Here is a 24,018-nt window from a genome sequence, read left to right on the forward strand (position 1 = left end):
CCTGTTTCAGGTCACCGAATGATGTCTTCGAGCCAGCGTGAAAACGCGCCGATCGAGTTCAGTCTGTGGGCGGCGATGGTTTCTCCGGCACCGATCTTTATGCCCATTCCCCCCAGCGCCTGCGCGCGCCGAAAGCCGTCTTCGTCGGTCACATCGTCCCCCACCATCACCGGCACCCGTCCCGCAAAGGGGGCGGAATTGGCGAAATGTGCCAGCGCGGTGCCCTTGTCATGGGCACACAGGGCAAGTTCGCTGACCATCTTGCCGTGCACCGCGCGATAGCGATCGTCCGTCGCCGCGAGGTCGTCGATCAGGGCAATACTGTCCTGCGCGCGGTCCGGAGCAGAGCGGTAGTGCAGGGCCGCCGAGCCCGGTTTTTGTTCGGCCTGCAGACCCGTTTGCCGGGCAAATCCGGTGATCCTTTGCAAGGCGTCCGGGTCAATTTTGCGGTCTGTGTCCGTCTGCTGGGCCCCGTCATAGCCACGCAGTTCCGACCCGTGTGATCCTGCCACCGGCAACACGAGGGGCGACATCAGCCGGTCCACATCCGCCAGCGAGCGGCCAGAGACAACGGCAACCGCCCCATCGGTGCGGTCCACAAGCCGACCAATCAAATCCCGCATGTGCGCGGTGATCTGAGCCTCTTCGGGGCGGGCGACGATTTCGGCCAGGGTGCCGTCAAAATCAAGGAAAAACGCGTGTTTTCCACAGTCTATGATCGGAGGAGGGGGAGGGGCGTCTTGCATCATCTGATCTTTTATTCGGGCTTTCATCGGCGACAAAGTGACCTTTGCGCTTTGAGAAACCAGCGAACCGGTCCCCCACACTCACGAATTAGGTATCGTCGCCGGATCGAATTTCAACCAGAGCCGACCCAGCAAAGCGGTTTGTGCGGTGGGCGCCACCGACTTTGACAACAGCGACTTTGAGAAGGGCTAATTTGACAAGGGCGGCGCGCGCACAGCATCGGGCGATGCCTTGACTGGTATTAACTTTTCGCCATTTTCAAATGAACTTTTCTTGAGTGAAATTGTTTTGGTTTGGAATGGAAACCAAAGTCACGGGGCGCATCGGCAACGCGGGCCTTTGGTATTGGAAAGACGCACCAGAGGAGAAAACACAGTCATGTCCGGCCAGCTTATCGTGGTGTCAAATCGCATTCCGACGGCGGCCACACCTTCCGGGGGACTTGTTTACGCCCTGCATGAAACGCTGCGCAAAACCGGGGGGATCTGGATCGGGTCCGACCCCGACCTTAGGCCGCACGCCTCGAAAAGCCTGAAGGAAATCGGCGACCAGTCCAATTACAGAAGGCTGGCCTTTGAGTTGACGCAGGAAGATTACGACACCTTTTACCTTGGGTTTGCCAATTCCGTCCTGTGGCCTGTGTGTCACCGGCGCGGGGATCTGGTTCAGATCAGCCGACGTTACGAAAAAGGCTACAGACGTGTGAACAGACATCTGGCCGAGCAGATCATGAAGGTGGCCGAGCCCGATGACCTTATCTGGGTGCACGATTATCACTTTTTCCCGCTGGCGCTGGAATTGCGCGCGCTGGGGTTCACCGGAAAGCTGGGGTTTTTCCTGCACATTCCGTTTCCTGCACTGGGGGATCTGGGCGCGCTGCCGCCCACGGCCGATCTGGCCCGGTGGCTTGCGGCCTTTGACCTTGTCGGGCTTCAGACACGCTCGGATGTGGCGCGCTGTCTGGAACTGTTCCGGTCCGAGTTCGGCGCAGAACTGATGAACGACGGCAAGATCAAATATGGCGAGCAACGGATTGCCGTGCGGTCGTTCCCCATCGGGATCGACGTCGAGGCATTTGTCGATGCAGCCAGCCAAGAGCTGGACGACACCGGCATCGCGCGTGCCTTGCCGCGGGAACTGGTGATTGGGGTCGACCGGCTTGATTACTCCAAGGGGCTGCCGAACAGGTTCCGCGCCTTTGGGCGCTTTCTGGAAATGCGGACTGACAAATCCCGCCGTCCAAGCCTGTTGCAAATCGCGCCGCCAACCCGCGAGGAAGTGTCCGCCTATCGCGACATCCGGCACGAGCTTGAGGAATTGTCGGGCCGGGTGAATGGCGAAAACGCGGATCTGGACTGGACACCGGTGCGCTATATTCATCGCAACATTGACCGGAACGTGTTGGCCAAACTGTTCCGCAAGGCGCGGGTGGGGCTGGTGACGCCCTTTGCGGATGGTATGAACCTGGTGGCAAAGGAATACATCGCCGCACAGGACCCGGATGACCCCGGCGTGCTGGTTCTGTCGCGTATGGCCGGGGCGGCCGAGGAAATGACCCAGGCGTTGCAGGTCAATCCCTACGACATCGAGGAAATGAGCGAGGCGCTGGCACGGGCGCTGGACATGCCGCTGGACGAACGCAAGCGGCGTTATGCGTCCTGTATGGAACGGGTCAAGGCCACGGACGTCGCACATTGGAGCGAAACCTATCTCAAGGCGTTGAGCGCCAGCAGAGACAAGATGTCGTGGTCAAATTTCAACGCCGAAGCCAGATCAGACGCGTAAATCCGGGCGCAGTGCGGCGACCCGCAGACAATCGTTGTGACAACCGGCGGGGGGCCTTTTGCGGGCGTTTCCATGCGCGCGGGGACAGCCAATGATGCGCCAATTGGGTACCAAATTGTACGCGACGTCGGCCATTTCAGACAGTGCTTCAGACAGTGCGCGAAACTCTGCCAGCGGGGCGGCCACAGCGGAACCAATCACCACAGGCATCCGTTTTCAATCACACAGACCATCACACAGGAGGACACTCTGATGGAACAATCGACACAAAGAAATCTGGTTTCTTCGTCCGATGTCAACGGCACGACAGTCTATGGCAGCGACGGTGCCAACATCGGCACCATTGATCATCTGATGATCGACAAGGTTTCGGGAAAAGTGGCCTATGCGGTCATGGGTTTTGGCGGATTTCTGGGACTGGGCGAGGATCATTTCCCGGTGCCGTGGGGCAAGCTGCGGTATGACACGGAAAAAGGCGGCTTTGTCACCGACATCACCGAAAGTCAGGTCACCGGCGCCCCCGACCGCCGCGACGACTGGTACGCCGATCCGGATTGGGAACGACGGACCCACGAACACTATGGCGTGCCGTTCTATTGGATGTGAACGCCGCAGCCATGGCGAAATGACAAACGGCCCGCGTTCTGCGGGCCGTTTTCTTTTGTGCCTGTGTCAGAACCCTGCGATTGGGGCGCGAATGCCGCCGGGCGATCACCCCCCGACCAGCGTGCCGCCATTGGGATGCAGGACCTGACCCGTCATATAAGAGGAATCGTCACAGGCCAGAAAGAGCAGGGACGGAGCGACTTCGTTTGGCTGACCGGCCCGGCCCAGCGGGGCGTTCTTGCCAAAGTCCTCTACCGCCTCTTCGGGAAAGGACGCGGGGATCAGCGGGGTCCAGATCGGCCCCGGCGCGACACCGTTCACAAGGATGCCCTTGTCAGCCAGCTTGCTGGACATCGCGCGTAGAAAGGCAAGGATCGCCCCCTTTGGTCGAGGCATAGTCGATCAGCAGGTCCTGCCCCTTGTAGGCGGTGATCGACGTCAGACAAATGATCCGCCCGCCCCGTTTCATATGCGGCAACGCCGCCTGCGTCATAAAGATCGTACCGAATATATTGGTCTCAAAGGTCTGCCGCAGCTGGGCTTCCTCGATGTCTTCGGGGTTGTCTTGGGCGTGTTGTTCGCCCGCACTGTTGACCAGAATATCCAGCTGTCCGAATGTATCGACGGTCTGCCGGATGGCGTCTTGGCAATAGGATTTCTGGCCCACGTCGCCGGGCAACAACAACGCCTCGGAGCCTTCCGCCTGAACCAGCGACCGGGTCTTTTCGGCGTCGTCATGTTCGTCCAGATAGGCAATCGCGACCTTGGCACCCTCGCGGGCGTACAGGACCGCCGTGGCCCGTCCGATGCCGGAATCACCGCCCGTGATCAACGCGACCTTGCCCCTTAGCCGGTCAGACCCGGCAAAGCGCGGCATGTAGTCAGGCGCGGGGTCCATCTCATGCGCGTGTCCCGGCTGGCGCTGCGGGCTGTCCAATGCGTCAAAGTTTTCGTCAGTCATGTTTGAGCCTCCAGATTTATGGGGTTTTCAGGCGCGCACCCCCGACACAGCGGGGCGCGTCATTCTCTGGAAAAACAACGCAGCAGCGGGGGGTGGGTTCCCGTTCTGGTAGCGGAACAAAGCCGCGCGCGCGGGCGTTTTCATACCCGAAGGCCCGGACGTGTCCGCACGTGCCCGAACGTGACTGTCGAGAACTGAATTCAGAGCCTATGCAAAGGAAAAGCCATGCCAGACGAAACGGAACAGAAAAAGATCATCCCGACCGAAGTTCAGCGTCGGGACGGGAACACCATCAATCAAACCGCCCAACAGATTGACCCCGCGGGGCAGCATCGCCGGGACGTGAACGCAAACGCCAAGGGTGACCTGAACATGAAACAACCCGGAGACGCCCCCGCCGAGGCGGATGTGGATGACGAGAGGGAAAAGAAGCCCAAGCAGAGGCCCTCATCGGGGTCCTGAGGGCGCGTTTTGATCGGTGCCGCGTTCGGAAAATATCAGCCAAGGATTATTGACCCAAAGGAGAACCACCATGCCCAACGATCCCAAAGGGGCCCGCGAAAAGCGTCCCCCCCAAAAAGACCGCAACAACAGCCAGAGCGACCACGAAGGCAGCGCGCATGACCCGGACGAATTCGACCGGAAGAACCCCGAAAAAGCGCCTGAAAAGGTGAAAGACGACAAGTAAGCCGGTCGCGCGCCCTGTTCCCTGCGTGCGATCCCGACCTGACCCGCGCGGCCCCTGCGCACCCAGAATTTTCCAACCTCAAGTGGAACCCGGCGCAGGCATGTGCGTTTGCACCTTAAAAGACGCGGGCGTCTTGATCCGCGTCATTGCATCAAGGAGGTTCAACATGACCGATCACGCAACGTCGCAATCCCGCACGGGTTTCTCTTTGTATGCGCTTGGTGTGGGCCTTGTTGTGGCGGTGATCGGTCTGGTGTTGGCGGCGGGAGGCGTCTGGCTGATTTCACTGGGCGGCTCTTGGTATTATGCAATCACCGGCGTCCTGATGATCGTTTCCGGGGGGCTGCTGATGAAACGGCGGCCAAGCGGCGTCTATCTCTATATTGCGATCTGGCTTGGCACTTTGATCTGGGCGGTCTGGGAGGTCACGCTGGACGGGTGGGAGCCTGCGTCGGACTGGTGGGCGCTGCTGCCGCGTGTCTTTGCGCCGACGGTGATGCTTATTCTGGTGCTGATGGCACTGCCCGGCCTGCGCCGTCCCCTGCGCCGTGCCGCCATGGTGGCGGGGGCTGTGGTCGCGGCGCTGAGCATCGGGCTGGGCGGTGCAACGCCGCTGTTGGCGCAACAGGCACCTGCGCAAGATGCAGCGCAGGATGGAAATCCCGCACAGACCGAACCCGTGACCCAAACGGCCGAACAACCGACAGACCCGCGCGCCGCGCCCGATACCCTGCTGGAACCGGGATCGGACTGGCCGGTCTACGGCGGCAGCATCCACGGCCAGCGGTTTTCGCCGCTGACACAGATCACACCCGAAAACGTCGCCCAGCTGGAACAGGCCTGGTCCATGCACACAGGCGACATGCCCAGCGAAACCTCGGGTGGAAAATATTCGCCCGAGAACACGCCGCTGAAAGTGGGGCGTTCGCTTTTTGTCTGCACCCCGATGAACCAACTGCTCTCGCTGGACGCGGCGACCGGGCTGGAACGCTGGCGCTATGATCCGCAGGTTTCCGAAGATGCGGTTCCCTATGGCGCCACCTGTCGTGGCGTGGCCTATCACAAATCGGCAAACGCGGCGCCGGACGCCGCCTGTGCGGCGCGTATTCTGGTCGGAACGCTGGACGCGCGGTTGATCGCGGTGGATGCGGACACCGGTCAGCTGTGTCTGGATTTTGGCAACGCGGGGATGGTCGATCTGAACGACGGTCTGGGCAAGACCGTGCCCGGATGGTACGCCGTGACCGCCCCGCCGACAATCGTGCGCGGCGTGGCGGTGATCGGTGCTCAGGTCAGCGACAACAAGGCCAACGATGCGCCCTCGGGCGTGATACGCGGCTATGACGTGATCACGGGCGACATGCTGTGGGCCTGGGATCTGGGGCAGGGCGGGGTGGTTGATAAACCTGCGCCGGGCGAAACCTATACGCGCGGCACCCCGAACATGTGGACAATGGCCTCGGGGGATCAGGAACTGGGCTATGTCTATCTGCCGCTCGGCAACTCTTCGAGCGACTATTACGGCAGTGACCGCAGCGCGGAAGAGAATGAATTTGCAACGTCACTGGTGGCGCTGGATGCCACCACCGGCGAAGAGGTCTGGCATTTTCAGACGGTGCACCACGATGTGTGGGACTATGATCTGGGAAGTCAGGTAACATTGGTGGATTTTCCCACTGACGACGGGGCTCTGCCGGCACTTGTCCTGCCGTCCAAGCAGGGGCAAATCTATGTGCTGAACCGCGAAACCGGAGAAAGCCTGTTCCCCGTCGAGGAACGCCCCGCGCCGAAACTGGGCAGTGTGGAACCCGACTATATCGCGGACACACAGCCCTATTCCGGCTATGCCAACCTGAACCAGCCGCCACTGACCGAACAGGATATGTGGGGCATGAGCCCGATCGACCAGCTGTGGTGCCGCATCCAGTTCCGTCGCGCCAATTACGCCGGGCAGTTCACGCCGCCATCCGCGGACAAGCCGTTCATCCAGTACCCCGGTTACAACGGCGGGTCGGACTGGGGCAGCGTGTCGGTGGACCCCGAACGCGGCATTTTGATCGCCAATTACAACGACATGCCCAACTACAATCAGCTGATCCCCCGCGATGTCGCAGATGCACGCGGTATCAAGGCATTCGACGAAGCGGGCGGCGACGCAGGCGGCGAGGCCGGCCCGATGGAGGGCGTGCCCTATGCCATCAGCGTGAATGCAGGCTGGCGGGTGCCCTTTACCGGAATGCTGTGTACCGAGCCGCCCTATGGCTGGATCCGGGGCATTGATCTGGCCACGGGCGAAACCCTTTGGGATCATCCGTTTGGGTCGGCGGAAAACAACGGGCCGTTTGGCATCCCGTCGATGCTGCCGCTGACCATCGGGACGCCGAACAATGGCGGGCCGATCACCACCGCCGGCGGTGTGACCTTTGTCGCGGCCACCACCGACAACAAATTGCGCGCCTTCGACACGGAAACCGGCGCGGAGCTGTGGGCGGTTGACCTGCCTGCGGGCGGACAGACCACTCCGATGACCTACGAAGTCGAAGGTCGCCAATACGTGGTGATCTATCCGGGCGGGCATCATTTCATGGAAACCAAAGTCGGCGACGAAATCATCGCCTACGCGCTTCCGGCCCAATAAAAGTTACGCCGCGCAGCGCTAAGGCCGCGCGGTACGCAACAGAGTTTTCGTGCCGCAAAGGAACAGGTCATGGCGGGACCGGATACACACACAAGTGCCGACAAGGACACCAAGCTCAAGCGGGTGATGGGTCCGGGGTTATTGCTGTTGTTCATCGTGGGCGATGTGCTGGGCACCGGCATCTACGCGCTGACGGGCAAAGTCGCCGGAGAGGTCGGCGGCGTGGTCTGGCTGCCGTTTCTCGTGGCCTTTGTTCTGGCGACGGTGACGGCGTGCAGCTATCTTGAGCTGGTGACGAAATACCCCCGCGCGGCGGGCGCGGCGCTGTATACGCACAAGGCGTTCGGGGTGCATTTCCTGACCTTTCTCGTGGCGTTTGCCGTGATGTCTTCGGGGATAACCTCGGCCTCGACGGCGTCGCGCGCCTTTGCTGAAAACTTTGCCCAGACGGCCGGTTTCGGCGCGGGGGCCTTTGGCGTCACCGCAATCAGCCTTGGCTTTATGGGGCTGATTGCGGCGGTGAACCTGCGCGGGGTCGGGGAAAGCGTGAAGATGAACGTGGTGTTCACCTGTATCGAGCTGACGGGGCTGGTCATCATCATCCTGATCGGGGCCTGGGCCCTGGCGGGCGGGCAGGGCGATTTCGGCCGGGCCTTTGATTTCAGCGGCGGTGGGTCGGACAAAGGTCTGTTCTGGCCGGTGATCGCGGCAACGACGCTGGCGTTTTTCGCAATGGTCGGGTTCGAGGATTCGGTCAACATGGCGGAGGAATCCAAAAACCCCTCGCGGATATTCCCCAAGGTATTGTTGACCGGGCTGCTGATCACCGGCGTGATCTATCTGTTGGTGTCGGTGACTGCGATTGCATTGGTCGAGGCGGATGAGCTGAGCGAAGGCGCCACGCCCCTGCTGAAGGTCGTCGAGGCGGGTGCGCCCTGGTTTCCGCTGGGTGTTTTCGGGGTGATCACCATGTGTGCGGTCGCCAATTCGGCCCTGATCAACATGCTGATGGCGTCGCGGTTGCTGTACGGGATGGCGCAGGAAAAAGTGTTGCCGCATGTGCTGGGTCATGTGCTGCCGAACCGTCAAACGCCTTGGGTGGCGATCCTGTTTACGACGGCGCTGGCGGCGGGATTGATCACCTTTGTCGGGGCGGTGCCCGATCTGGGCGGGACCACGGCGCTGTTGTTGCTGGCGGTCTTTGCCGTGGTCAATGTGGCGGTGTTGGTGCTGCGCAGTGACCGGGTGGACCATGACCATTTTACCGCGCCGCTTGGCCTGCCTTATATCGGCGCGGCAAGCTGTGCGTTTTTTGTCGGGCCCTGGACCGGGCGCGATCCGGTGCAGTACCTGATTGCGGGCATTCTGCTGGCCATCGGTGTGGTGCTTTGGGGGGTGACCGTCGTTTACATGAGATCAAAGGGGGAAACCCCCGGTGGGGACGATATGGAGAAGTTGGCACAATGATGCGGTGGCAATCTTGACCCGCCTGTGGGGGCTGCCGCGGCTGCGGACGCCGGTCGTTTTGGCCGCCGCTCTGCTGCTCTGCGCCTGTGGCGAAGGGCGGCAATCGGTGCTGAATCCGTCGGGGCACGATGCGCTGTTGGTCTATGATCTGGCGATGGTGATGTTTGTCGGCGCGCTGGTTTTGTGGCTGCTGGTCGGGGGGCTGTTCGTCTATGTGACGCGGATCAACCCCCGCGAGATGTCGCGGCGTCTGGCCGAGGTGCTGATCATCGGCGGTGGGGTGTTGTTTCCGGTTGTCCTGCTGGGCGGGCTGTTGGTGTACAGTCTGCCCCTGATGCAGGCCCCGCGCGAAGCGGATGAGGGAATGCGGGTGCACATCACTGCCGAACAATGGTGGTGGCGGGTCGAATATGAACGGCCCGACGGCACCCTTGTGACATCGGCCAACGAATTGCGCCTGCCGGTGGGGCGGCGCACGGGGCTGGTGCTGAACGCGCACAGGGTGATCCACGCGTTTTGGGTGCCTGCGCTGGGTGGCAAGGTCGACATGATACCGGGGCGCGAGACATACCTGTCGTTCCTGCCCGAAGCGGCGGGCACCTATCGCGGGCAATGTGCCGAATTCTGCGGTGCCTCGCATGCGCTGATGGCCTTTGAAACCGTGGTGATGGCGCCCGAGGATTTCGAGGCCTGGCTGACCGCCGAGGCCAGAGACGCCGCCCCGCCCGACACCGAAGAGGCCGCGCGCGGGGCGCAGGTGTTTGCGCGCGAAGGCTGTGGCAGTTGCCACACCGTGCGCGGCACACAGGCAGTGGGACAGGTGGGACCGGACCTGACCCATGTGGGCAGCCGCCTGTCGCTGGGGGCCGGTATCCTTGGCGTTGCGGCCCCCGATTTTGCCAACTGGATCGCCCATACCGAGACCCTGAAACCCGAGGTTGCCATGCCCAGCTATGACCACCTGCCCGCTGCCGACCTGACCGCGCTTGCCGTCTATCTGGGAGGGTTGGAATGACACGCCCCGTCCCGCTGCCCGTGGCCGAAGGGCCATATCCCCCGACCGAGGAGATGCTGAGCGCACCCGTGCCGCCCGAAGAGCGGGAACGGGGTACGGCAGAGCTGCGCGCGGCATGGAAAACGCCGCAGGGATGGCGTTATTTCTCGGCTGTCAACAACACCGAGGTGGGGATCTGGTACGCGCTGACCGCGTTCGGCTTCATGCTGCTTGCCGGGCTTTTGGCGCTGGCGATGCGGGTGCAGCTGGCCTTTCCGGGTATGACCTTTCTGGATGCGGACCGGTTTAACCAGTTCTTTACCATGCACGGCTCGGCGATGATGTTCCTGTTCGCCGTGCCGATGTTCGAGGCGATCAGCATCTTGTTGCTGCCCGCGTTCCTGGGCGCACGTGATATGCCGTTTCCGCGCCTGTCGGCCTATGGCTACTGGTGTTTCCTGATCGGCGGCTGTTTCGTCATGGGGTCGCTGTTGTTCGATGCAGGGCCAAAGGCGGGGTGGTTCATGTACCCGCCACTGGCCACCGAGGAAGAAGGCGTCGGTCCCGACATCTGGCTGCTGGGCCTGTCGTTCATCGAGGTCGCCAGCATCGCCGCCGCGGTCGAGTTGATCGTCGGTGCGCTGAAATGCCGGCCGCCGGGGATGCGGATCAACATCATGCCGCTCTATGCGTGGTATGTGATGGTGGTGGGCGCCATGATCCTTTTTGCCTTTCCACCGCTGATCGCGGGCGATTTCCTGTTTGAATTGCAGCGGTCGTTCAACTGGCCGTTCTTTGACCCCGAACGCGGCGGCGACCCGATCCTGTGGCAGCACCTGTTCTGGATTTTCGGGCACCCCGAGGTTTACATCGTCTTTTTGCCGTCCATCGCCATCGCGGCTATGATTGTGCCGACCGTGGCGCGCCGGCCCATCGTGGGCTATTCGTGGATCGTGCTGTCGGCGGTGGGCACCGGATTCCTCAGCTTTGGGCTGTGGGTGCACCATATGTTCACCACCGGCCTGCCGCAGATCTCGCTGGGCTTCTTTTCCGCCGCCTCCGAGGCAGTGGTGATCCCGACCGGCATTCAGCTGTTTGCCTTTATTGCAACGCTGATGGTCGGACGGGTAAGGATGACCCTGCCGATGCTGTGGATTGCGGGCGCGCTGGCGATTTTTGTGGCGGGCGGGCTGACCGGTGTGATGCTGGCCATCGTGCCGTTCAACTGGGCGGCGCATGACAGCTATTTCATCGTGGCACACCTGCATTACACATTGTTTGGCGGCATGGTCTTTCCGTTGATTGCGGGGGTCTATTACTTTTACCCGTTCTTTGCGAAAAAGCTGTTGTCCGAACGGCTGGGCCGCTGGGCCTTCTGGCTGATCTTTACCGGGTTCAACGTCACCTTTCTGCCGATGCACCTGACCGGGCTGATGGGGATGCCGCGTCGCGTGTTCAACTATCCCGAAAGCGCGGGGTGGGGGACGCTGAATCTGATTTCATCCATCGGTGCCTTTGTGGTGGCGGCGGGCTTTGCCGTCTTCGTTTATGACCTGCTGCGGCCCAAATCGCGACAGGGGCAAATTCCGCGCAATCCCTGGGGTGCGGGCACGCTGGAGTTTTCCCATGACGTCCCCGAAGAGGCATGGGGCGTGCGGTCGGTGCCCTATATCACCTCGCGCTATCCGCTGTGGGATCAGCCCGAGGTGGTCGAACGTATGGATGCGGGGCGCTATTACCTGCAGGATGCGCCGGATCTCCAGCGCGAAACCATCGTAACGTCGGTGATTGATGCCAAGCCGATCTATGTGCAGCGTGTCACCGGCCCCGCGTGGATTACTATCCTTGCAGCGCTCTTTACCGGCGGGGCGTTCATTTTCCCGACCTTCCATATCTACAAGCCCGCCATTGTCTGCGGTGCCTTTGCGATTGCCTGTGTGCTCTACTGGCTGTGGACCAGCACCGCGCGCCCGCAAGAGGCGGACATGCGCGAAGCCGGGCTGGGGCTGCGATTGCCCAGGTTTGCCTCGGGACCGGATGCCGTGGGCTGGTGGGCCATGTGGATCACCATGCTGGGTGATGCGACCGCCTTTGCCAGTATCGTGTTCGGGTTCTTTTTCTACTGGACCGCGCGCCCGGATTTCCCGCCCGCAGACGCAGAGCATGCCATTGGCGTCTGGGTTGCGGCAACTGCGCTGTTGGGGGTGCTGGCGTGGGCCGCGACCCTGTTGGCCCGCGAGGTCAACCGGCGGGGCAAGGTGATGCTGGCGCGGGGGGCGCTGGTTCTGGCGCCGCTGAGTGCGGCCGCGGCCGCCGGGGCCGCGTGGCTGGCGGTGCGCGATCTGGACCCGGTGTCCCATGTCTATCCCGCGATCCTGTGGGCGCTGATGGTCTGGCTGGTTGTGCACTTGGGCGCGGGGATCATCATGCAGTGTTATTGTCTGGCGGGCAGCCTCTTTGCCAAGGTCACGCCGCGCCATGACGCGGATCTGCGCAATGTCACGCTCTACTGGCACTTTGTCGCGTTAAAAGCGGTGGTGACGGCGGCTGTGCTGGGGCTGGTGCCGGGGTGGCTGCCATGACCGAGATCAATGAGAACGAAGACGCCCGCGCATTCCGGTCCGAGGCCGTCAGCCTGTGGCGGATCACCTTTGGCCCGCTGATCTGGGCGCTGCACTTCACCGCCTCATACGCAGCGACGGCAGTGATCTGCGCCAAGGGCGCGCCTGGCGCTGTCGACGGCTTGCGGTTGGGCATCGGGGTCGGGACGGCTGTGGCGTTGATCGCCATCATATGGCTGGGCTGGCAGGCGTGGCGGCAATGGGATCTGGTGCGTGACCGGGATTGGGAAAACGATCAGGGCACCGGCGAGGACCGTCATCAGTTTCTGGGCCATGCGGCGTTTCTGCTGGCGGTGATCTCGTTCATCGGGGTTTGCTATGTCGCCCTGCCTGCACTGCTGATCGGGTCGTGCCAGTGAGGCGGCGTGCGCTGGGATACCTTGGCCTGCTGGTGCTGGCTATGCTGTGGCTGCTGCCGCTGGACGTTTGGGCGGGCGCGGATTTTCCGCATCACATGCTGCGGCACATGGGGCTGGTGGCCATTGCCACGCCGCTGTTGGTGCTGGGGTTTCCGCAGGCCACGCGCCCCTTTGCCCTGTCGCCTCTGGTCGGGGCGGCGGTCGAATTCGGGGTTGTCTGGGGCTGGCATCTGCCGGGGCTGCACGGCTGGGCCGACGGGAACGGCGCGGCGCTGGTGCTGGAACAGGGCAGTTTCCTGATCGCGGGGCTGCTGGTCTGGGCCGGGGCGCTGCGCGCCGATCAACCGCTGGCGGGGGCGGGGGGCCTGTTGCTGACGTCGATGCACATGACCTTGTTGGGGGCGCTGATCATTTTGGCGCCGCGCGACCTTTATGCAGAAATTTGCGGACGCGCGCCGGATCTGGACGCGCAGCAGTTGGGCGGGCTGTTGATGCTGGGCATCGGGACGCCGGTCTATCTGGTGGCGGGGCTGGCGCGCGTGGCGCAGGCATTGGATGACAACAGGGGGCTGGCATGAAACACGTTTTGCGAACACTGGCGGCGCTGGCGGTCTTTGGCGCGGTGGCCGGCGCGGCGGTTGTGGGATTTGGCCTGTACAACGTGTCAGGCAGGCAGGATCATTTTCCCGGCGTTGGCTGGCTGCTGCACACCACGTTCAAGCAATCGGTGCGCCTGCGTGCGCCGGATGCGGCTGAGGTGCCGCAGGACATCGGCAACGCCGACCGCATCCGCTTGGGCGCGCTGCATTATCAGAGCGCTTGTGCCTTTTGCCATTCGGTGCCGGGTCAGCCGCGCAGCGCCACGGCCCGCGCGATGAACCCGCCGCCGCCCCACATCACCGAAGCGACGGCAGATTGGGAACCGCAACAGATGTTCTGGATCGTCGAACAGGGCGTCAAGATGAGCGGCATGCCCCATTGGCCCGCAGACGGGCGCGGCGATGAAATCTGGTCCGTTGTGGCCTATCTGAACGCGGTGCCGGATATGACGGCGCAAGAGCAGACACAGTTGACGGGCGGAAAATCCGGCGCGGCCAGATGTTCGGCCTGTCACGGTGAGGGCGGCAAAAGCGTCAACAGTTATGTGCCGCGGCTGGACATTCTGACCCCTGACCAGATCACGCAGGCGCTGGTCCAGTACCGCGACGGCACCCGCCCCAGCGGCATCATGCAAGAGGCGGCAGCGGGGCTGACCGACGGTCAGATCACCCGCATCGCCCAGAATTTCGGAACGGCGCAGGCGGATGAATTGCAACGTCAGGAGGTTGTCGCACCGGATCACGCCGGCGCCCGGCTTGCCCTGCGCGGCACGGCCGAGGTGCCCGCCTGCACCGCCTGTCACGGTCCTGCCCGTCAAGCGGATGCGCCAATTGCACCGGTGCTGGCGGGACAAAGCCGCGCCTATCTGGAAAGCCAGTTGAAGCTGTGGCGCGACGGCCATCGCGGCGGCGGGGCGCGCGCGAACCTGATGACCAAGGCCGCGCAGGACCTGAGCGATGCCGACATCGCGGCGCTGGCCGATTGGTACGCGGAACAGGGCACCACGCCCCAAGGGCAGTGACCACCACGGGCCGACATCACCGATCCGCAGGGAACTAGGGCCGTGGTCTGTGCGTTTTTGCGGTGGAGGGACCATATCATGTCATTTCGCCGCGATTACATCACCAAGCCCATCTTCAACTGGGCCAAGACCGCATTGCCCGCCCTGTCCGAAACCGAAGCCGAGGCGATTTCGTCGGGCGATGTGCATTTCGAGGCAGAGCTGTTCTCGGGCAAGCCCGACTGGACGATGCTGCGCAAGATGAAGGCGCTGACGCTGACGAAGGAAGAACAGGCCTTTGTCGACGGGCCATGCCGCGTGTTTTGCGACATGCTGGACAGTTGGCAGATTGATCGCGTGACAGGCGACCTGCCCGACGAGGCGTGGGATTACCTGCGCGAGAATGGCTTTTTCGGGATGATCATCCCCAAGGAATACGGCGGTCTGGGCTTTTCCGCCTATGCCCATTCCGAAGTGGTGCGCTATATTTCCAGCCGGTCGGTGGCCGGTGCGGTGACGGTGATGGTGCCCAATTCGCTTGGGCCCGGAGAGTTGATTTTGCAGTTCGGCACAAAGGCGCAGCGCGACGATTGGCTGCCGCGTTTGGCCTCGGGCAAGGAATTGCCTGCCTTTGGTCTGACCAGTGAGGACGCAGGCTCGGACGCCTCGGCCATGGTCGACGAGGGCGTGATCTGCAAACAGCAGTGGCAGGGCGAGGAGGTCTTGGGCATTCGCCTGAACTGGGCCAAACGCTATATTACCCTGTCGCCCGTATGCACGGTTCTGGGGCTGGCGTTTCAGCTGCGCGATCCGGATGGGTTGCTGGGCGACACGCCCGACATCGGGATCACCTGCGCACTGGTGCCCACCGATCTGCCGGGCGTAGAAACCGGCCGCCGCCATCTGCCGTCTGGCACGATGTTCATGAACGGGCCGACCACCGGCAAGGACGTGTTCATTCCGCTGGAAAATATCATCGGCGGGCCGGACTACGCAGGCAAGGGCTGGATGATGCTGATGAGCGCGCTGGCCGCAGGGCGCGGCATTTCGCTGCCGTCGCTGTCGGCGGCGGGCACGGCGCTGGCGGCGCACACAACGGGGGCCTATGCCCGCGTGCGCAAACAGTTCAACATGCCCATCGGCCTGTTTGGCGGTGTGCAGGAACCGATGGCGCGGATCGCGGCCAATGCCTATACCATTGACGCCGGTCGCCGCCTGACCACCGCCGCGCTGGACGAGGGCCACAAGCTGGCCGTGATTTCCGCGATCATGAAATATCACGCCACAACGCGGATGCGCGAAAGCATCAATGACGCGATGGACGTGCATTCCGGCAAGGCAGTGATCGACGGGCCGCTGAATTACCTGCAGCCGCATTACCGTGCCATTCCCATCGGGATCACGGTCGAGGGCGCCAATATCGTCACCCGCAACCTGATCATCTTTGGTCAGGGGGCCATCCGGGCGCATCCGCATCTGCTGGATGAAATGCAGGCGCTTCAGGAACCGGACCCGGAAAAATCCCTGACCGCTTTTGACAAACACTTCTGGGCGCATGTCGGCCATTCGACGCGCACATTCTTTCGCGCATGGTGGTCCGCCTGGACCGGGCGCGGCGACGTGCCGGACAACGCGGGCGACATCGCGCCGCTCTATGCGCGGCTGTCCCGCTGGTCCGCGGCCTTTGCCGTGACGGCGGACATGGCATTCCTGACGCTGGGCGGCGAACTGAAACGCAAGGAGATGATCTCGGCGCGGTTGGGCGATGCATTGTCCGAGATGTTCCTGGTGTCGGCGGCGCTGAAACGGTGGGAAGACGACGGGCGGCACGCCGAGGATTTGCCGCTGGTGCAATACGCGGCCGAAGTGTCGTTCAACCGCATCGGGCGGGCGCTGGACGAAACCATTGCCAACTTTCCCGCGCGTTGGGTCGGCTGGCTGCTGCGCCCGACGCTGTTGCCACGGTCACGGTCGCGCGGACCGTCGGACAAACTGGCCGAGAAATGCGCGATGATCCTGTACCACCCGTCGCAAACCCGCGACCGTCTGGTGGGCGTGCTGCATCCGGGTGAACCTGACAGCGGGCAGGGGTTGCTGGACACCGCTTATCGTATGGTGATCGACGCCGAACCGTTGACCAAACGCCTGCGCAAGCTCAAGCAATCGCCCGCAGAGGCGCTGAAGTCCGGCGCGCTGACCGACGCCGAACACACGCAGCTTCAGCGTGTGGATGCGGCGGTGCAAAAGGTCGTGGCGGTGGACGAGTACAGCCCCGAACACATCGCGGCCATGTTCCCCGACGCGCCGCAAGACCCCGACAGATTTACCCCCAGAGAGGCTGCAGAATGACCCGACCCGTTTACCTCGTCGATGGTGCCCGCACCCCGTTCCTCAAGGCGCGCGGCGGACCGGGCCCGTTCACGCCGGTCGATCTGGCCGTGCAATGCGGCAGGCCGCTGTTGATGCGCCAGCCGATGCCGCGCGATGCTTTTGACCTTGTTATCCTGGGCTGTGTGAACGTCATTCAGGACGAAATGAACCCCGCCCGCGTCGCGGCCCTGCGGTTGGGCATGGGTAACGAACAAGTGGCCTTTACCGTGCAGATCAACTGTGGCTCGGGCATGCAAAGCATCGACACCGCCTTTCGCTATATCCGCGATGGCAGTCACGAGATGATCCTGGCCGGCGGCACCGAGGCGCTGAGCCATGCGCCGCTGGTTTACAACCGCGAGGCGACCGAGTGGTTCGGCGGCATGGCACAGGCCAAGGGCGCAATGGACAAGGCCGCCAAACTGACCGAATTGCGCCCCGATTTCTTCAGCCCCGTCATCGGGCTGGAACGCGGGCTGACCGATCCGATTACGGCACTGAACATGGGGCAAACCGCCGAAGTGCTGGCGCATCGTTTCGGCATCGATCGCGAAACCGCAGATGCCTATGCGGTGGACAGTCACAAACGGCTGGCGGCGGCACAGGCGGACGGGCGGCTGGACCACGAGGTTCTGCCCGCCTTTGACCGCGACGGGGTCGCCCATGGCAGCGACGACGGCGTGCGCCCCGACAATTCCATGAGCCATCTGGCCAAACTGAACCCCGCGTTCGAAAAACCATACGGCAAGGTGACGGCGGGCAATTCCAGCCAGATCACCGATGGCGCGTCCTGGGTGGTCCTTGCGTCTGAAACGGCAGTGAAGGCGCACGGGCTGGAGCCGATTGCACAGCTGGTTGACAGCGAATGGGCGGCACTTGATCCCGCGGTCATGGGGCTGGGCCCGGTTATGGCGTCCTCCCCACTGGCACAGCGGCACGGGCTGTCGGTGGATGACATCGACCTGTGGGAGATTAACGAGGCCTTTGCCGCGCAGGTTCTGGCCTGTCTGGCCGCGTGGCAGGATGACGACTTTTGCCGCGAGGTGTTGGGCTATGACGCCGCCTTTGGCCGGATTGACCGGGGGCGTCTGAACGTGGATGGCGGCGCGATCAGCCTGGGGCACCCTGTCGGGGCCAGCGGCAACAGGATTGTGCTGCATCTGGCCAATGCCATGAAACACAAAGGTGTCCGTCGCGGCATCGCCACCGAATGCATCGGCGGCGGGCTGGGCGGTGCCATGCTGCTGGAGGCCGCATGATGGATGTTCTGGAACGCTACGCACAGAAACCCACGCCCGCAGACACGCCGCGCCCCGAGGGTGTCGCGCATTGGCGCTATGGCGCGGGGGAGATTGCTCAGCTGTGGCTGGACTGCGCCGACACCGGCACCAACGTGATTTCCGAAAGCGTGTTGCGCGAACTGGACAATCTGCTGGACCGGGCGAAACAGGACAATCCGCGCGCGCTGGTGATCCGATCGGCCAAAGCGGGCGGTTTCGCGGCGGGGGCGGACATCGACGGCTTTGCCGATCTGCGCGGTGACGCGGCGATGGAAAAGCTGGAGCAGGGCCACGCGGTGCTGGACAAGCTGGCCGCGCTGCCGTTCACCACCATCGCCGTCGTGCATGGCAACACGCTGGGCGGCGGGCTGGAGCTGGCGTTGGCCTGTGATCACCGGATTGGGGTCGATGGCGTCAAGGTCGGCTTTCCCGAGGTGCAGCTGGGTCTGCATCCGGGGTTGGGCGGGACCGTGCGGCTGACCCGGCTGATTGATCCGGTGGCGGCGATGCAGATGATGCTGACCGGCCGTCCGGCCCATGACCGCAAGGCGCGCAAGCTGGGTATTCTGGACGCGCTGGTGCCCGTGCGCCATGTCGAGGCCGCGATTTGTGCCGCAGCGGCGGGCAAGCTGGACCACGACACCGGCGGGCTGCGCGCCACGGCGCTGCGCACCCGCGCGGCGCGGTCACTGGCCGCCACGCGGATGCGGACCGAAGCCGAGAAAAAGGCACCGAACGACCATTATCCCGCGCCCTATGCGCTGATCAATCTGTGGGAGGACCACGGCGGCGATGCAGCCGGGATGCAAAAGGCCGAAATGAAATCCTTTGCCGATCTGCTGGACAGTGCCACGGCACAGAACCTGATCCGCGTCTTCTTTCTGCGCCGCAAACTGAAATCCGAGGGTAAGGGTGCGGACGGCATCCGCCATGTGCACGTGATCGGTGCCGGCGCGATGGGCGCCGAGATTGCCGCATGGTCCGCGATGCAGGGCAAACGTGTCACCCTGGAAGACGTGGCGCTGGACCCGCTGGGCAAGGCGGTGAAACGCGCCGTCGGCATCTATGACAAGAAACACCTGAGCGGGATCGACGCGCGCGATGCACTGGACCGGATGATGCCTGATCCGCAGGGGCTGGGCCGTGCCCGCGCCGATCTGGTGATCGAAGCCGCCCCCGAAAAGCCGGAGATCAAGGAAAAGATCTATGCGTCGCTTGCCGGTGTGATGAAGCCCGATGCAATACTGGCCAGCAACACGTCCAGCCTGCGGCTGGCCGATCTGGTGGCGCGCGCCCCGGATGCGGAGCGTTTCGCCGGGTTGCATTTCTTTAACCCTGTCTCGCAGATGCCTTTGGTCGAGGTTGTCTCTCACGCTCAGGTCACGCCCGAAACGCTGGACCGGCTGGCGGCTTTTGCAGAAGGGATCGACCGGCTGCCCGTGCGGGTGACCGATTATCCGGGGTTTCTGGTGAACCGCATCCTGGGCCCCTATCTGATGGAGGCGATGGTGATGCTGGAGGAAGGCAAATCCAAGGAAGAGATCGACCGCGCGGCGCTGGCGTTCGGGATGCCGATGGGGCCTGTGACGCTGGCGGATCAGGTCGGGTTGGACATATGCCTTGAGGTTGCGCGGTCGCTGCGCAACGGGCTTGACCGTCCGATGGCCGACACGCCCGACTGGCTGGCCGAGATGGTGGAGAAGGGGCACACAGGGCGCAAATCCGGTCGCGGTCTGTATGACTATGACAAGGGCGAAACGCCCCCCGATGCGCCCGCAGACGATCCGTCCGACAGCATCATTGACCGGCTGATCCTGCCGATGTGCGACGCCGGTGTGGAATGTCTGCGCAAGGGCGTGGCGCAGGATGCCGATGACGTGGACGCTGCTGTGATCTTTGGCACCGGATGGGCGCCGTTCCGTGGCGGGCCGATGCACTATGCCAAGGTGCGCCGCGATGTGCCGCAACGGCTGGAGGCGCTGGCGGCGGAACATGGTGCACGGTTTGCCCCTGATGCGGGGTGGTCCTCTTTTGGCTGAGAACACCGCCGACCGGATCGCCACCGAGATCATCGAACGCACCGGCGGTGACATCCGTCTGGCGCTGCCGCTGGGACTGGGCAAGCCGGTGACATTGCTGAATGCGTTGACGCGTGCGGTGGCGGAACGTCCCGATGTGCGCCTGTCGATCCTGACCGCGCTGACGCTGGAACGCCCCGATATGGCGCAGGGCATGGCCCGCCGCCTGCTGGCCCCCGCCGCCGACCGTCTGTTCGGTGAGTACCCGCAGATCGACTATGCGCGGAGGATGCGCGACGGCACCTTGCCCGACAACATCGAGGTGTCGGAATTCTTTATGCAGGCGGGGCGCTGGCTGTCGCAGCCTGTGGCGCAGCGCCGCTATATCGCGGCGAACTATACCCATGCGCTGGACGTGTTGCGGCGCTGGCGGCCCAACGTGATGATGCAGCTGTTGGCCCCGCTGGAGGACGGCAGCTTTAGCCTGTCGTGTAACACCGACATCTCGGCCGACTTGTTGCACGACCGGCGGGCAGGGCGGCAGGATTTCATTGTCGCGGCCGAAGCGAACGACAGGCTGCCCGCGATGACCGGCCCGCAGGCGCGGGTGGCCCGTGACGAAATTCAGATGCTGATGGACGAGGGCCCGCAGTTCGAGCTGTTCTCGGTGGTCAAACGCCCCGTGGGTGCGGTGGAACATGCCATCGGCTTGCATGTGGCGCGGCTGATCCGCGATGGCGGGTCGCTGCAGATCGGCATCGGCGCGATTGGCGACGCGGTGGCCCATGCGCTGATGTTGCGGCACGCGGGGCAGGCCCAGACCATCCAGCGCAACAGTCCCTTTGCGGGGGACCGATTTGACGAAAGCGGGGCGTTTGACGCGGGTCTCTACGTGGTGACCGAAATGCTGGTCGACGGGATACTGCAACTGTTCAAGGCGGGGATCGTGCGCCGCGAGGTTGACGGCGTTGCCATTCACGCAGGGTTTTTCGTGGATTGCCGTGCCTTTTACGCGGCGTTGCGCGGTCTGACGGATGCCGAACACGCCCGCATCCGCATGATGCCCGTGTCATTCACTAACCAGCTCTACGGTGACGAAGAGACCAAACGCGCCGCCCGCACCGATGCGCGTTTTGTAAACGCGGCGATGAAGGTGAGCGTTTTGGGCGGTGTGACCAGTGACATCACGAAAGGCGGGCAAGTGGTCAGCGGCATTGGCGGTCAGTTCAACTTTGTCGAACAGGCCTTTGCACTGGACGGGGCGCGGTCGATCATCACGCTGCCCGCAACGCGGACAAAGGCGGGGCGGACCACATCGAATATCGTCTGGTCGCATCCGCACGAAAGCGTGCCGCGCGCCTATCGCGATATCGTGGTGACGGAATACGGCATTGCCGATCTGCGCGGGGTGCGGGACGAGGTGGCGGTGGCGCGCATGGTGCGTATTGCCGACAGCCGGTTTCAGGATGATCTGGTTGCACAGGCGAAGGCGGCGGGCAAACTGGCGGCGGACTTTGCGGTGCCTGACGGGTGGCGGTGCAACACGCCGCGGCATCTGGACGGCTGGCTTGATCCGGTGGAATTGCCAAAATTTCCCTTTGGCACCGACTTTGATGCCGTCGAACAACGGTTGCTGCCCGCGCTGGACCTGTTGTCGCAAACCCAGGGCGACCGCCTCGGCATGGCGCGTCTGGTCTTGGGTGGATTGCGGGCCGGGGATGCCAACCGCGCCTGCATGGAGCGTATGGCACTGAGCGCCCCACGCGGTTTGCGCAACCGGCTGGAGGCGCTGGCACTGAAAGGCGCGCTGCGCAAGGTCGGGTAGGGACAGCAGACCGCGCGGAACTTTTTCGCGGTCGGCCATGTTTGTAGACATATATCGTAAAAGACAGGCCCGCGCACGGCTGGCCGTCTGGGAAAGGGTTTCAAATGATAGCAGAGGCGGGTCTGGCACGGATTGCAATTCTCGGTCTCGGCCCACGGAGCCTCGGCGCGCTTGAGGCACTGGTCACGCATTTGCAGGACAGCGCCTGTCGCGTCGCCGTCGATGTCTTTGACCCCTCTGACGCACCGGGGGCAGGGCCGAATTTCCACCCTGACGAAAGCCCGCTCTGCCTGCTGAACATCCCCTTTCGTGACATCGCGATCCGCCCGCCCGCGTTTTCACGCTGTGGCAGCTTTGCGGATTGGTACGCCCGGCACACCGGCGAACAGGCTGACCCCGACAGTTTCCCGCCGCGCGCCGTGATGGGGCAGTATCTGCAGGCGCGGTTGCATGATCTGCGGACCACGGCACAAGGAACGGTTGCGATCATCCCCGAACGGGTCAGCCGGGTTGAGCACAGCGCCGAGGGCTGGCGGGTAAAGGCCGGTGGGACGTGGCGCGCACCCTATGACGAGGTTTTGTTGACACCCGGACAGCCACAGGTGCGCCCCGACGATCAACTGGCGGAATGGCAGGCCCATGTCGGCCGCAGTCAGGGCACGCTGACGCGGGCCTATCCCGCGAACCAACTGGCCGACCGCGCCCGAGACTGGACAGGCTGCACCGTGGCCATTCGCGGTTTGGGGCTGTCCACCTTTGACGTTTTGCGGGTGCTGACCTGCGGGCAGGGCGGGTCGTTTGATGCCAAAGGATACCATCCGTCAGGCTGCGAACCCGCACGCATCTATCCGTTTTCACTGAACGGTCACCCGCCATTCCCAAAACCTGTAACAGCCCCGCTGGACGCGCGATTTGATCTGCACCGCGCCGAGGTGACCCGGTTGTCCCGCGCCATCGCACAGGCCGCCGAGACGGATCCCGACAGCGCGCGCGCCGCGATCAATGCCGCACTGGACCCCGCCGTGACACGCATCCTGTCAGAATGTCACAGGCAGGTTCCGCAAGGCGCGGTGTCAGAGTGGTTGCATCGCGAATGGATCAAACCCGGTGCGCAGGAAACGGACCTGAACCCGATCGAAAGCCTGCGCATGGGCATCGGGCTGGCTGATGGCACGCTTGACCCGACCATCGGATATGTGGCCGGACAGGTCTGGCGCAAGATACAGGATGACCTGCGCAAGGGGTACAACCCCGCTGACACACCTGCCGAGACGGCACAGATGCTGGTCGGGTTCGACGAAGGGCTAAAGCGGTACAGCTACGGCCCCCCGTTGTCAGCGGCCCAAGAGCTGTTGGCATTGGTGGAGGCGGGAATTGTCGATCTGGACCTTGCCGCCGATCCCGATTTCACCCTGACAGAGGAAGGCTGGACGCTACAGGGCGCTGAGCAAAACGCCCGCGTTTCTGTCATGATCGACGCGGTGCTGCCTTCGCCCGATCTGTCGGCCATTGCGGCGGCGCCAGTGGCATCGCTGGTGGATGCGGGCGTGTTGGCGTCTTTGGCCGATGGGTTGGCGGCGCGCACCGCGCCTGACGGGCATGTCTTGGATCAACAGGGCCACGAGATACCGCAATTGTGCCTGCTGGGACGGCTGGCGCTGGGGAGTGTGATCGCGGTGGATTCCCTGCATGACTGTTTCGGCAAATCGTCGTACCGCTGGGCCAGAGGCGTTTGCGCGCGATGGGAGGCGGATCACCGCACCGGCGTCGCTTGATCCCCGACAGGACGGCTGCTACCACATGGACGAATCCGTTGGGGTGCCTCGAAAGGGGCTGAGAGGCGCAAGCCAACCCATCGAACCTGATCCGGACAATACCGGCGTAGGAAACGGAACACGAACAGGTCACGGGGCCACCCCCGCACGCTGTTCTTCCTCCTCCTGTCGCCGGTGGAGGAAGCTATGACGCCACGGGCATCCACACGGTTCTGTCGCAAAGTTTTTGCGGTTGGTTGGACTGGCTTGCGCATGGTAGGTGCGGGCTTTTGAGCTTGATGTAG

17 protein-coding genes, 1 pseudogene and 1 riboswitch are annotated in these 24,018 nt (G+C 63.3%); of the genes and pseudogenes, 16 read left to right on the top strand and 2 right to left on the bottom strand.

Annotated elements, in window-relative coordinates; all coding sequences use genetic code 11:
• Nucleotides 1-11: 11 nt before the first annotated feature.
• Nucleotides 12-746, bottom strand: a complete 735-nt coding sequence (gene otsB / locus DSM107133_RS20465; RefSeq protein WP_162792160.1) for a trehalose-phosphatase — start codon at nucleotides 744-746, stop codon at nucleotides 12-14.
• Between the two features lie 379 nt (nucleotides 747-1,125).
• On the opposite strand from otsB, the gene DSM107133_RS20470 reads away from it, so the two are divergent.
• Together DSM107133_RS20470 and DSM107133_RS20475 are read left to right on the top strand one after the other, a co-directional pair.
• A complete protein-coding gene (locus tag DSM107133_RS20470) occupies nucleotides 1,126-2,532 on the top strand; it encodes a trehalose-6-phosphate synthase (RefSeq protein ID WP_114295316.1) in 1,407 nt (468 codons plus the stop codon).
• Nucleotides 2,533-2,784: 252 nt separating this feature from the next.
• Nucleotides 2,785-3,138: a PRC-barrel domain-containing protein gene (locus DSM107133_RS20475; RefSeq protein WP_114295314.1), complete on the top strand. Its 354-nt coding sequence runs from the start codon at nucleotides 2,785-2,787 to the stop codon at nucleotides 3,136-3,138.
• Between the two features lie 105 nt (nucleotides 3,139-3,243).
• Here DSM107133_RS20475 and DSM107133_RS20480 read toward each other — a convergent pair.
• Nucleotides 3,244-4,036, bottom strand: a pseudogene (locus DSM107133_RS20480) (SDR family oxidoreductase).
• Between the two features lie 288 nt (nucleotides 4,037-4,324).
• Here DSM107133_RS20480 and DSM107133_RS20485 point away from each other — a divergent pair.
• The 14 genes from DSM107133_RS20485 to DSM107133_RS20550 all read left to right on the top strand — a co-directional run bounded on the left by DSM107133_RS20485 (nucleotide 4,325) and on the right by DSM107133_RS20550 (nucleotide 23,734).
• Nucleotides 4,325-4,561: a hypothetical protein gene (locus DSM107133_RS20485; RefSeq protein ID WP_114295313.1), complete on the top strand. Its 237-nt coding sequence runs from the start codon at nucleotides 4,325-4,327 to the stop codon at nucleotides 4,559-4,561.
• 70 nt (nucleotides 4,562-4,631) lie between these two features.
• Nucleotides 4,632-4,787: a hypothetical protein gene (locus DSM107133_RS20490; RefSeq protein WP_162792159.1), complete on the top strand. Its 156-nt coding sequence runs from the start codon at nucleotides 4,632-4,634 to the stop codon at nucleotides 4,785-4,787.
• Nucleotides 4,788-4,953: 166 nt separating this feature from the next.
• On the top strand, nucleotides 4,954-7,425 hold the full coding sequence (locus DSM107133_RS20495; RefSeq protein ID WP_114295312.1) for a membrane-bound PQQ-dependent dehydrogenase, glucose/quinate/shikimate family: 2,472 nt from the start codon (nucleotides 4,954-4,956) through the stop codon (nucleotides 7,423-7,425).
• 69 nt (nucleotides 7,426-7,494) lie between these two features.
• The gene (locus tag DSM107133_RS20500) at nucleotides 7,495-8,892 is read left to right on the top strand and encodes an APC family permease (protein ID WP_114295311.1); all 1,398 of its coding nucleotides are present in this window, start codon (nucleotides 7,495-7,497) and stop codon (nucleotides 8,890-8,892) included.
• A gap of 40 nt (nucleotides 8,893-8,932) precedes the next feature.
• Nucleotides 8,933-9,907 (top strand): c-type cytochrome, encoded by a 975-nt coding sequence (locus DSM107133_RS20505; RefSeq protein ID WP_114295576.1) that lies wholly within the window; start codon nucleotides 8,933-8,935, stop codon nucleotides 9,905-9,907.
• The gene (gene ctaD, locus DSM107133_RS20510) at nucleotides 9,904-12,468 is read left to right on the top strand and encodes a cytochrome c oxidase subunit I (RefSeq protein ID WP_114295310.1); all 2,565 of its coding nucleotides are present in this window, start codon (nucleotides 9,904-9,906) and stop codon (nucleotides 12,466-12,468) included. The genes DSM107133_RS20505 and ctaD overlap by 4 nt, the downstream gene beginning before the upstream one ends.
• Nucleotides 12,465-12,866: a hypothetical protein gene (locus DSM107133_RS20515; RefSeq protein ID WP_114295309.1), complete on the top strand. Its 402-nt coding sequence runs from the start codon at nucleotides 12,465-12,467 to the stop codon at nucleotides 12,864-12,866. The genes ctaD and DSM107133_RS20515 overlap by 4 nt, the downstream gene beginning before the upstream one ends.
• A 41-nt stretch (nucleotides 12,867-12,907) precedes the next feature.
• Entirely contained in the window at nucleotides 12,908-13,444 is a 537-nt protein-coding gene (locus tag DSM107133_RS20520) for a cytochrome c oxidase assembly protein (protein WP_240310699.1), read from the top strand.
• Entirely contained in the window at nucleotides 13,441-14,487 is a 1,047-nt protein-coding gene (locus tag DSM107133_RS20525; protein ID WP_114295307.1) for a c-type cytochrome, read from the top strand. Before DSM107133_RS20520 ends, DSM107133_RS20525 begins: the two co-directional genes overlap by 4 nt.
• Before the next feature lie 78 nt (nucleotides 14,488-14,565).
• The gene (locus tag DSM107133_RS20530) at nucleotides 14,566-16,815 is read left to right on the top strand and encodes an acyl-CoA dehydrogenase (RefSeq protein ID WP_114295306.1); all 2,250 of its coding nucleotides are present in this window, start codon (nucleotides 14,566-14,568) and stop codon (nucleotides 16,813-16,815) included.
• Nucleotides 16,812-18,095, top strand: coding sequence for an acetyl-CoA C-acetyltransferase (locus DSM107133_RS20535; RefSeq protein ID WP_114295305.1), 1,284 nt, complete (start codon nucleotides 16,812-16,814; stop codon nucleotides 18,093-18,095). Before DSM107133_RS20530 ends, DSM107133_RS20535 begins: the two co-directional genes overlap by 4 nt.
• The gene (locus DSM107133_RS20540; protein ID WP_240310680.1) at nucleotides 18,092-20,155 is read left to right on the top strand and encodes a 3-hydroxyacyl-CoA dehydrogenase NAD-binding domain-containing protein; all 2,064 of its coding nucleotides are present in this window, start codon (nucleotides 18,092-18,094) and stop codon (nucleotides 20,153-20,155) included. The genes DSM107133_RS20535 and DSM107133_RS20540 overlap by 4 nt, the downstream gene beginning before the upstream one ends.
• On the top strand, nucleotides 20,148-21,959 hold the full coding sequence (locus tag DSM107133_RS20545) for an acetyl-CoA hydrolase/transferase C-terminal domain-containing protein (RefSeq protein WP_240310679.1): 1,812 nt from the start codon (nucleotides 20,148-20,150) through the stop codon (nucleotides 21,957-21,959). Before DSM107133_RS20540 ends, DSM107133_RS20545 begins: the two co-directional genes overlap by 8 nt.
• A gap of 104 nt (nucleotides 21,960-22,063) precedes the next feature.
• Nucleotides 22,064-23,734 carry an FAD/NAD(P)-binding domain-containing protein gene (locus tag DSM107133_RS20550; protein WP_114295302.1) on the top strand — a complete coding sequence of 557 codons (1,671 nt, stop codon included), beginning with the start codon at nucleotides 22,064-22,066 and terminating at the stop codon, nucleotides 23,732-23,734.
• A 29-nt stretch (nucleotides 23,735-23,763) separates the two neighbouring features.
• Nucleotides 23,764-23,864: riboswitch (TPP riboswitch) on the top strand.
• The last annotated feature ends 154 nt before the right edge of the window (nucleotides 23,865-24,018 follow it).

It is taken from the genome of Pseudosulfitobacter sp. DSM 107133, assembly GCF_022788695.1.
Lineage (GTDB): Bacteria > Pseudomonadota > Alphaproteobacteria > Rhodobacterales > Rhodobacteraceae > Pseudosulfitobacter.

What these genes read in the sequence shown, in the direction of transcription:
- otsB (WP_162792160.1), bottom strand. Translation starts at nt 746, where the DNA reads ATGCAAGACGCCCCTCCCCCTCCTCCGATCATAGACTGTGGAAAACAC.
- DSM107133_RS20470 (WP_114295316.1), top strand. Translation starts at nt 1,126, where the DNA reads ATGTCCGGCCAGCTTATCGTGGTGTCAAATCGCATTCCGACGGCGGCC.
- DSM107133_RS20475 (WP_114295314.1), top strand. Translation starts at nt 2,785, where the DNA reads ATGGAACAATCGACACAAAGAAATCTGGTTTCTTCGTCCGATGTCAAC.
- DSM107133_RS20485 (WP_114295313.1), top strand. Translation starts at nt 4,325, where the DNA reads ATGCCAGACGAAACGGAACAGAAAAAGATCATCCCGACCGAAGTTCAG.
- DSM107133_RS20490 (WP_162792159.1), top strand. Translation starts at nt 4,632, where the DNA reads ATGCCCAACGATCCCAAAGGGGCCCGCGAAAAGCGTCCCCCCCAAAAA.
- DSM107133_RS20495 (WP_114295312.1), top strand. Translation starts at nt 4,954, where the DNA reads ATGACCGATCACGCAACGTCGCAATCCCGCACGGGTTTCTCTTTGTAT.
- DSM107133_RS20500 (WP_114295311.1), top strand. Translation starts at nt 7,495, where the DNA reads ATGGCGGGACCGGATACACACACAAGTGCCGACAAGGACACCAAGCTC.
- ctaD (WP_114295310.1), top strand. Translation starts at nt 9,904, where the DNA reads ATGACACGCCCCGTCCCGCTGCCCGTGGCCGAAGGGCCATATCCCCCG.
- DSM107133_RS20515 (WP_114295309.1), top strand. Translation starts at nt 12,465, where the DNA reads ATGACCGAGATCAATGAGAACGAAGACGCCCGCGCATTCCGGTCCGAG.
- DSM107133_RS20520 (WP_240310699.1), top strand. Translation starts at nt 12,908, where the DNA reads ATGCTGTGGCTGCTGCCGCTGGACGTTTGGGCGGGCGCGGATTTTCCG.
- DSM107133_RS20525 (WP_114295307.1), top strand. Translation starts at nt 13,441, where the DNA reads ATGAAACACGTTTTGCGAACACTGGCGGCGCTGGCGGTCTTTGGCGCG.
- DSM107133_RS20530 (WP_114295306.1), top strand. Translation starts at nt 14,566, where the DNA reads ATGTCATTTCGCCGCGATTACATCACCAAGCCCATCTTCAACTGGGCC.
- DSM107133_RS20535 (WP_114295305.1), top strand. Translation starts at nt 16,812, where the DNA reads ATGACCCGACCCGTTTACCTCGTCGATGGTGCCCGCACCCCGTTCCTC.
- DSM107133_RS20540 (WP_240310680.1), top strand. Translation starts at nt 18,092, where the DNA reads ATGATGGATGTTCTGGAACGCTACGCACAGAAACCCACGCCCGCAGAC.
- DSM107133_RS20550 (WP_114295302.1), top strand. Translation starts at nt 22,064, where the DNA reads ATGATAGCAGAGGCGGGTCTGGCACGGATTGCAATTCTCGGTCTCGGC.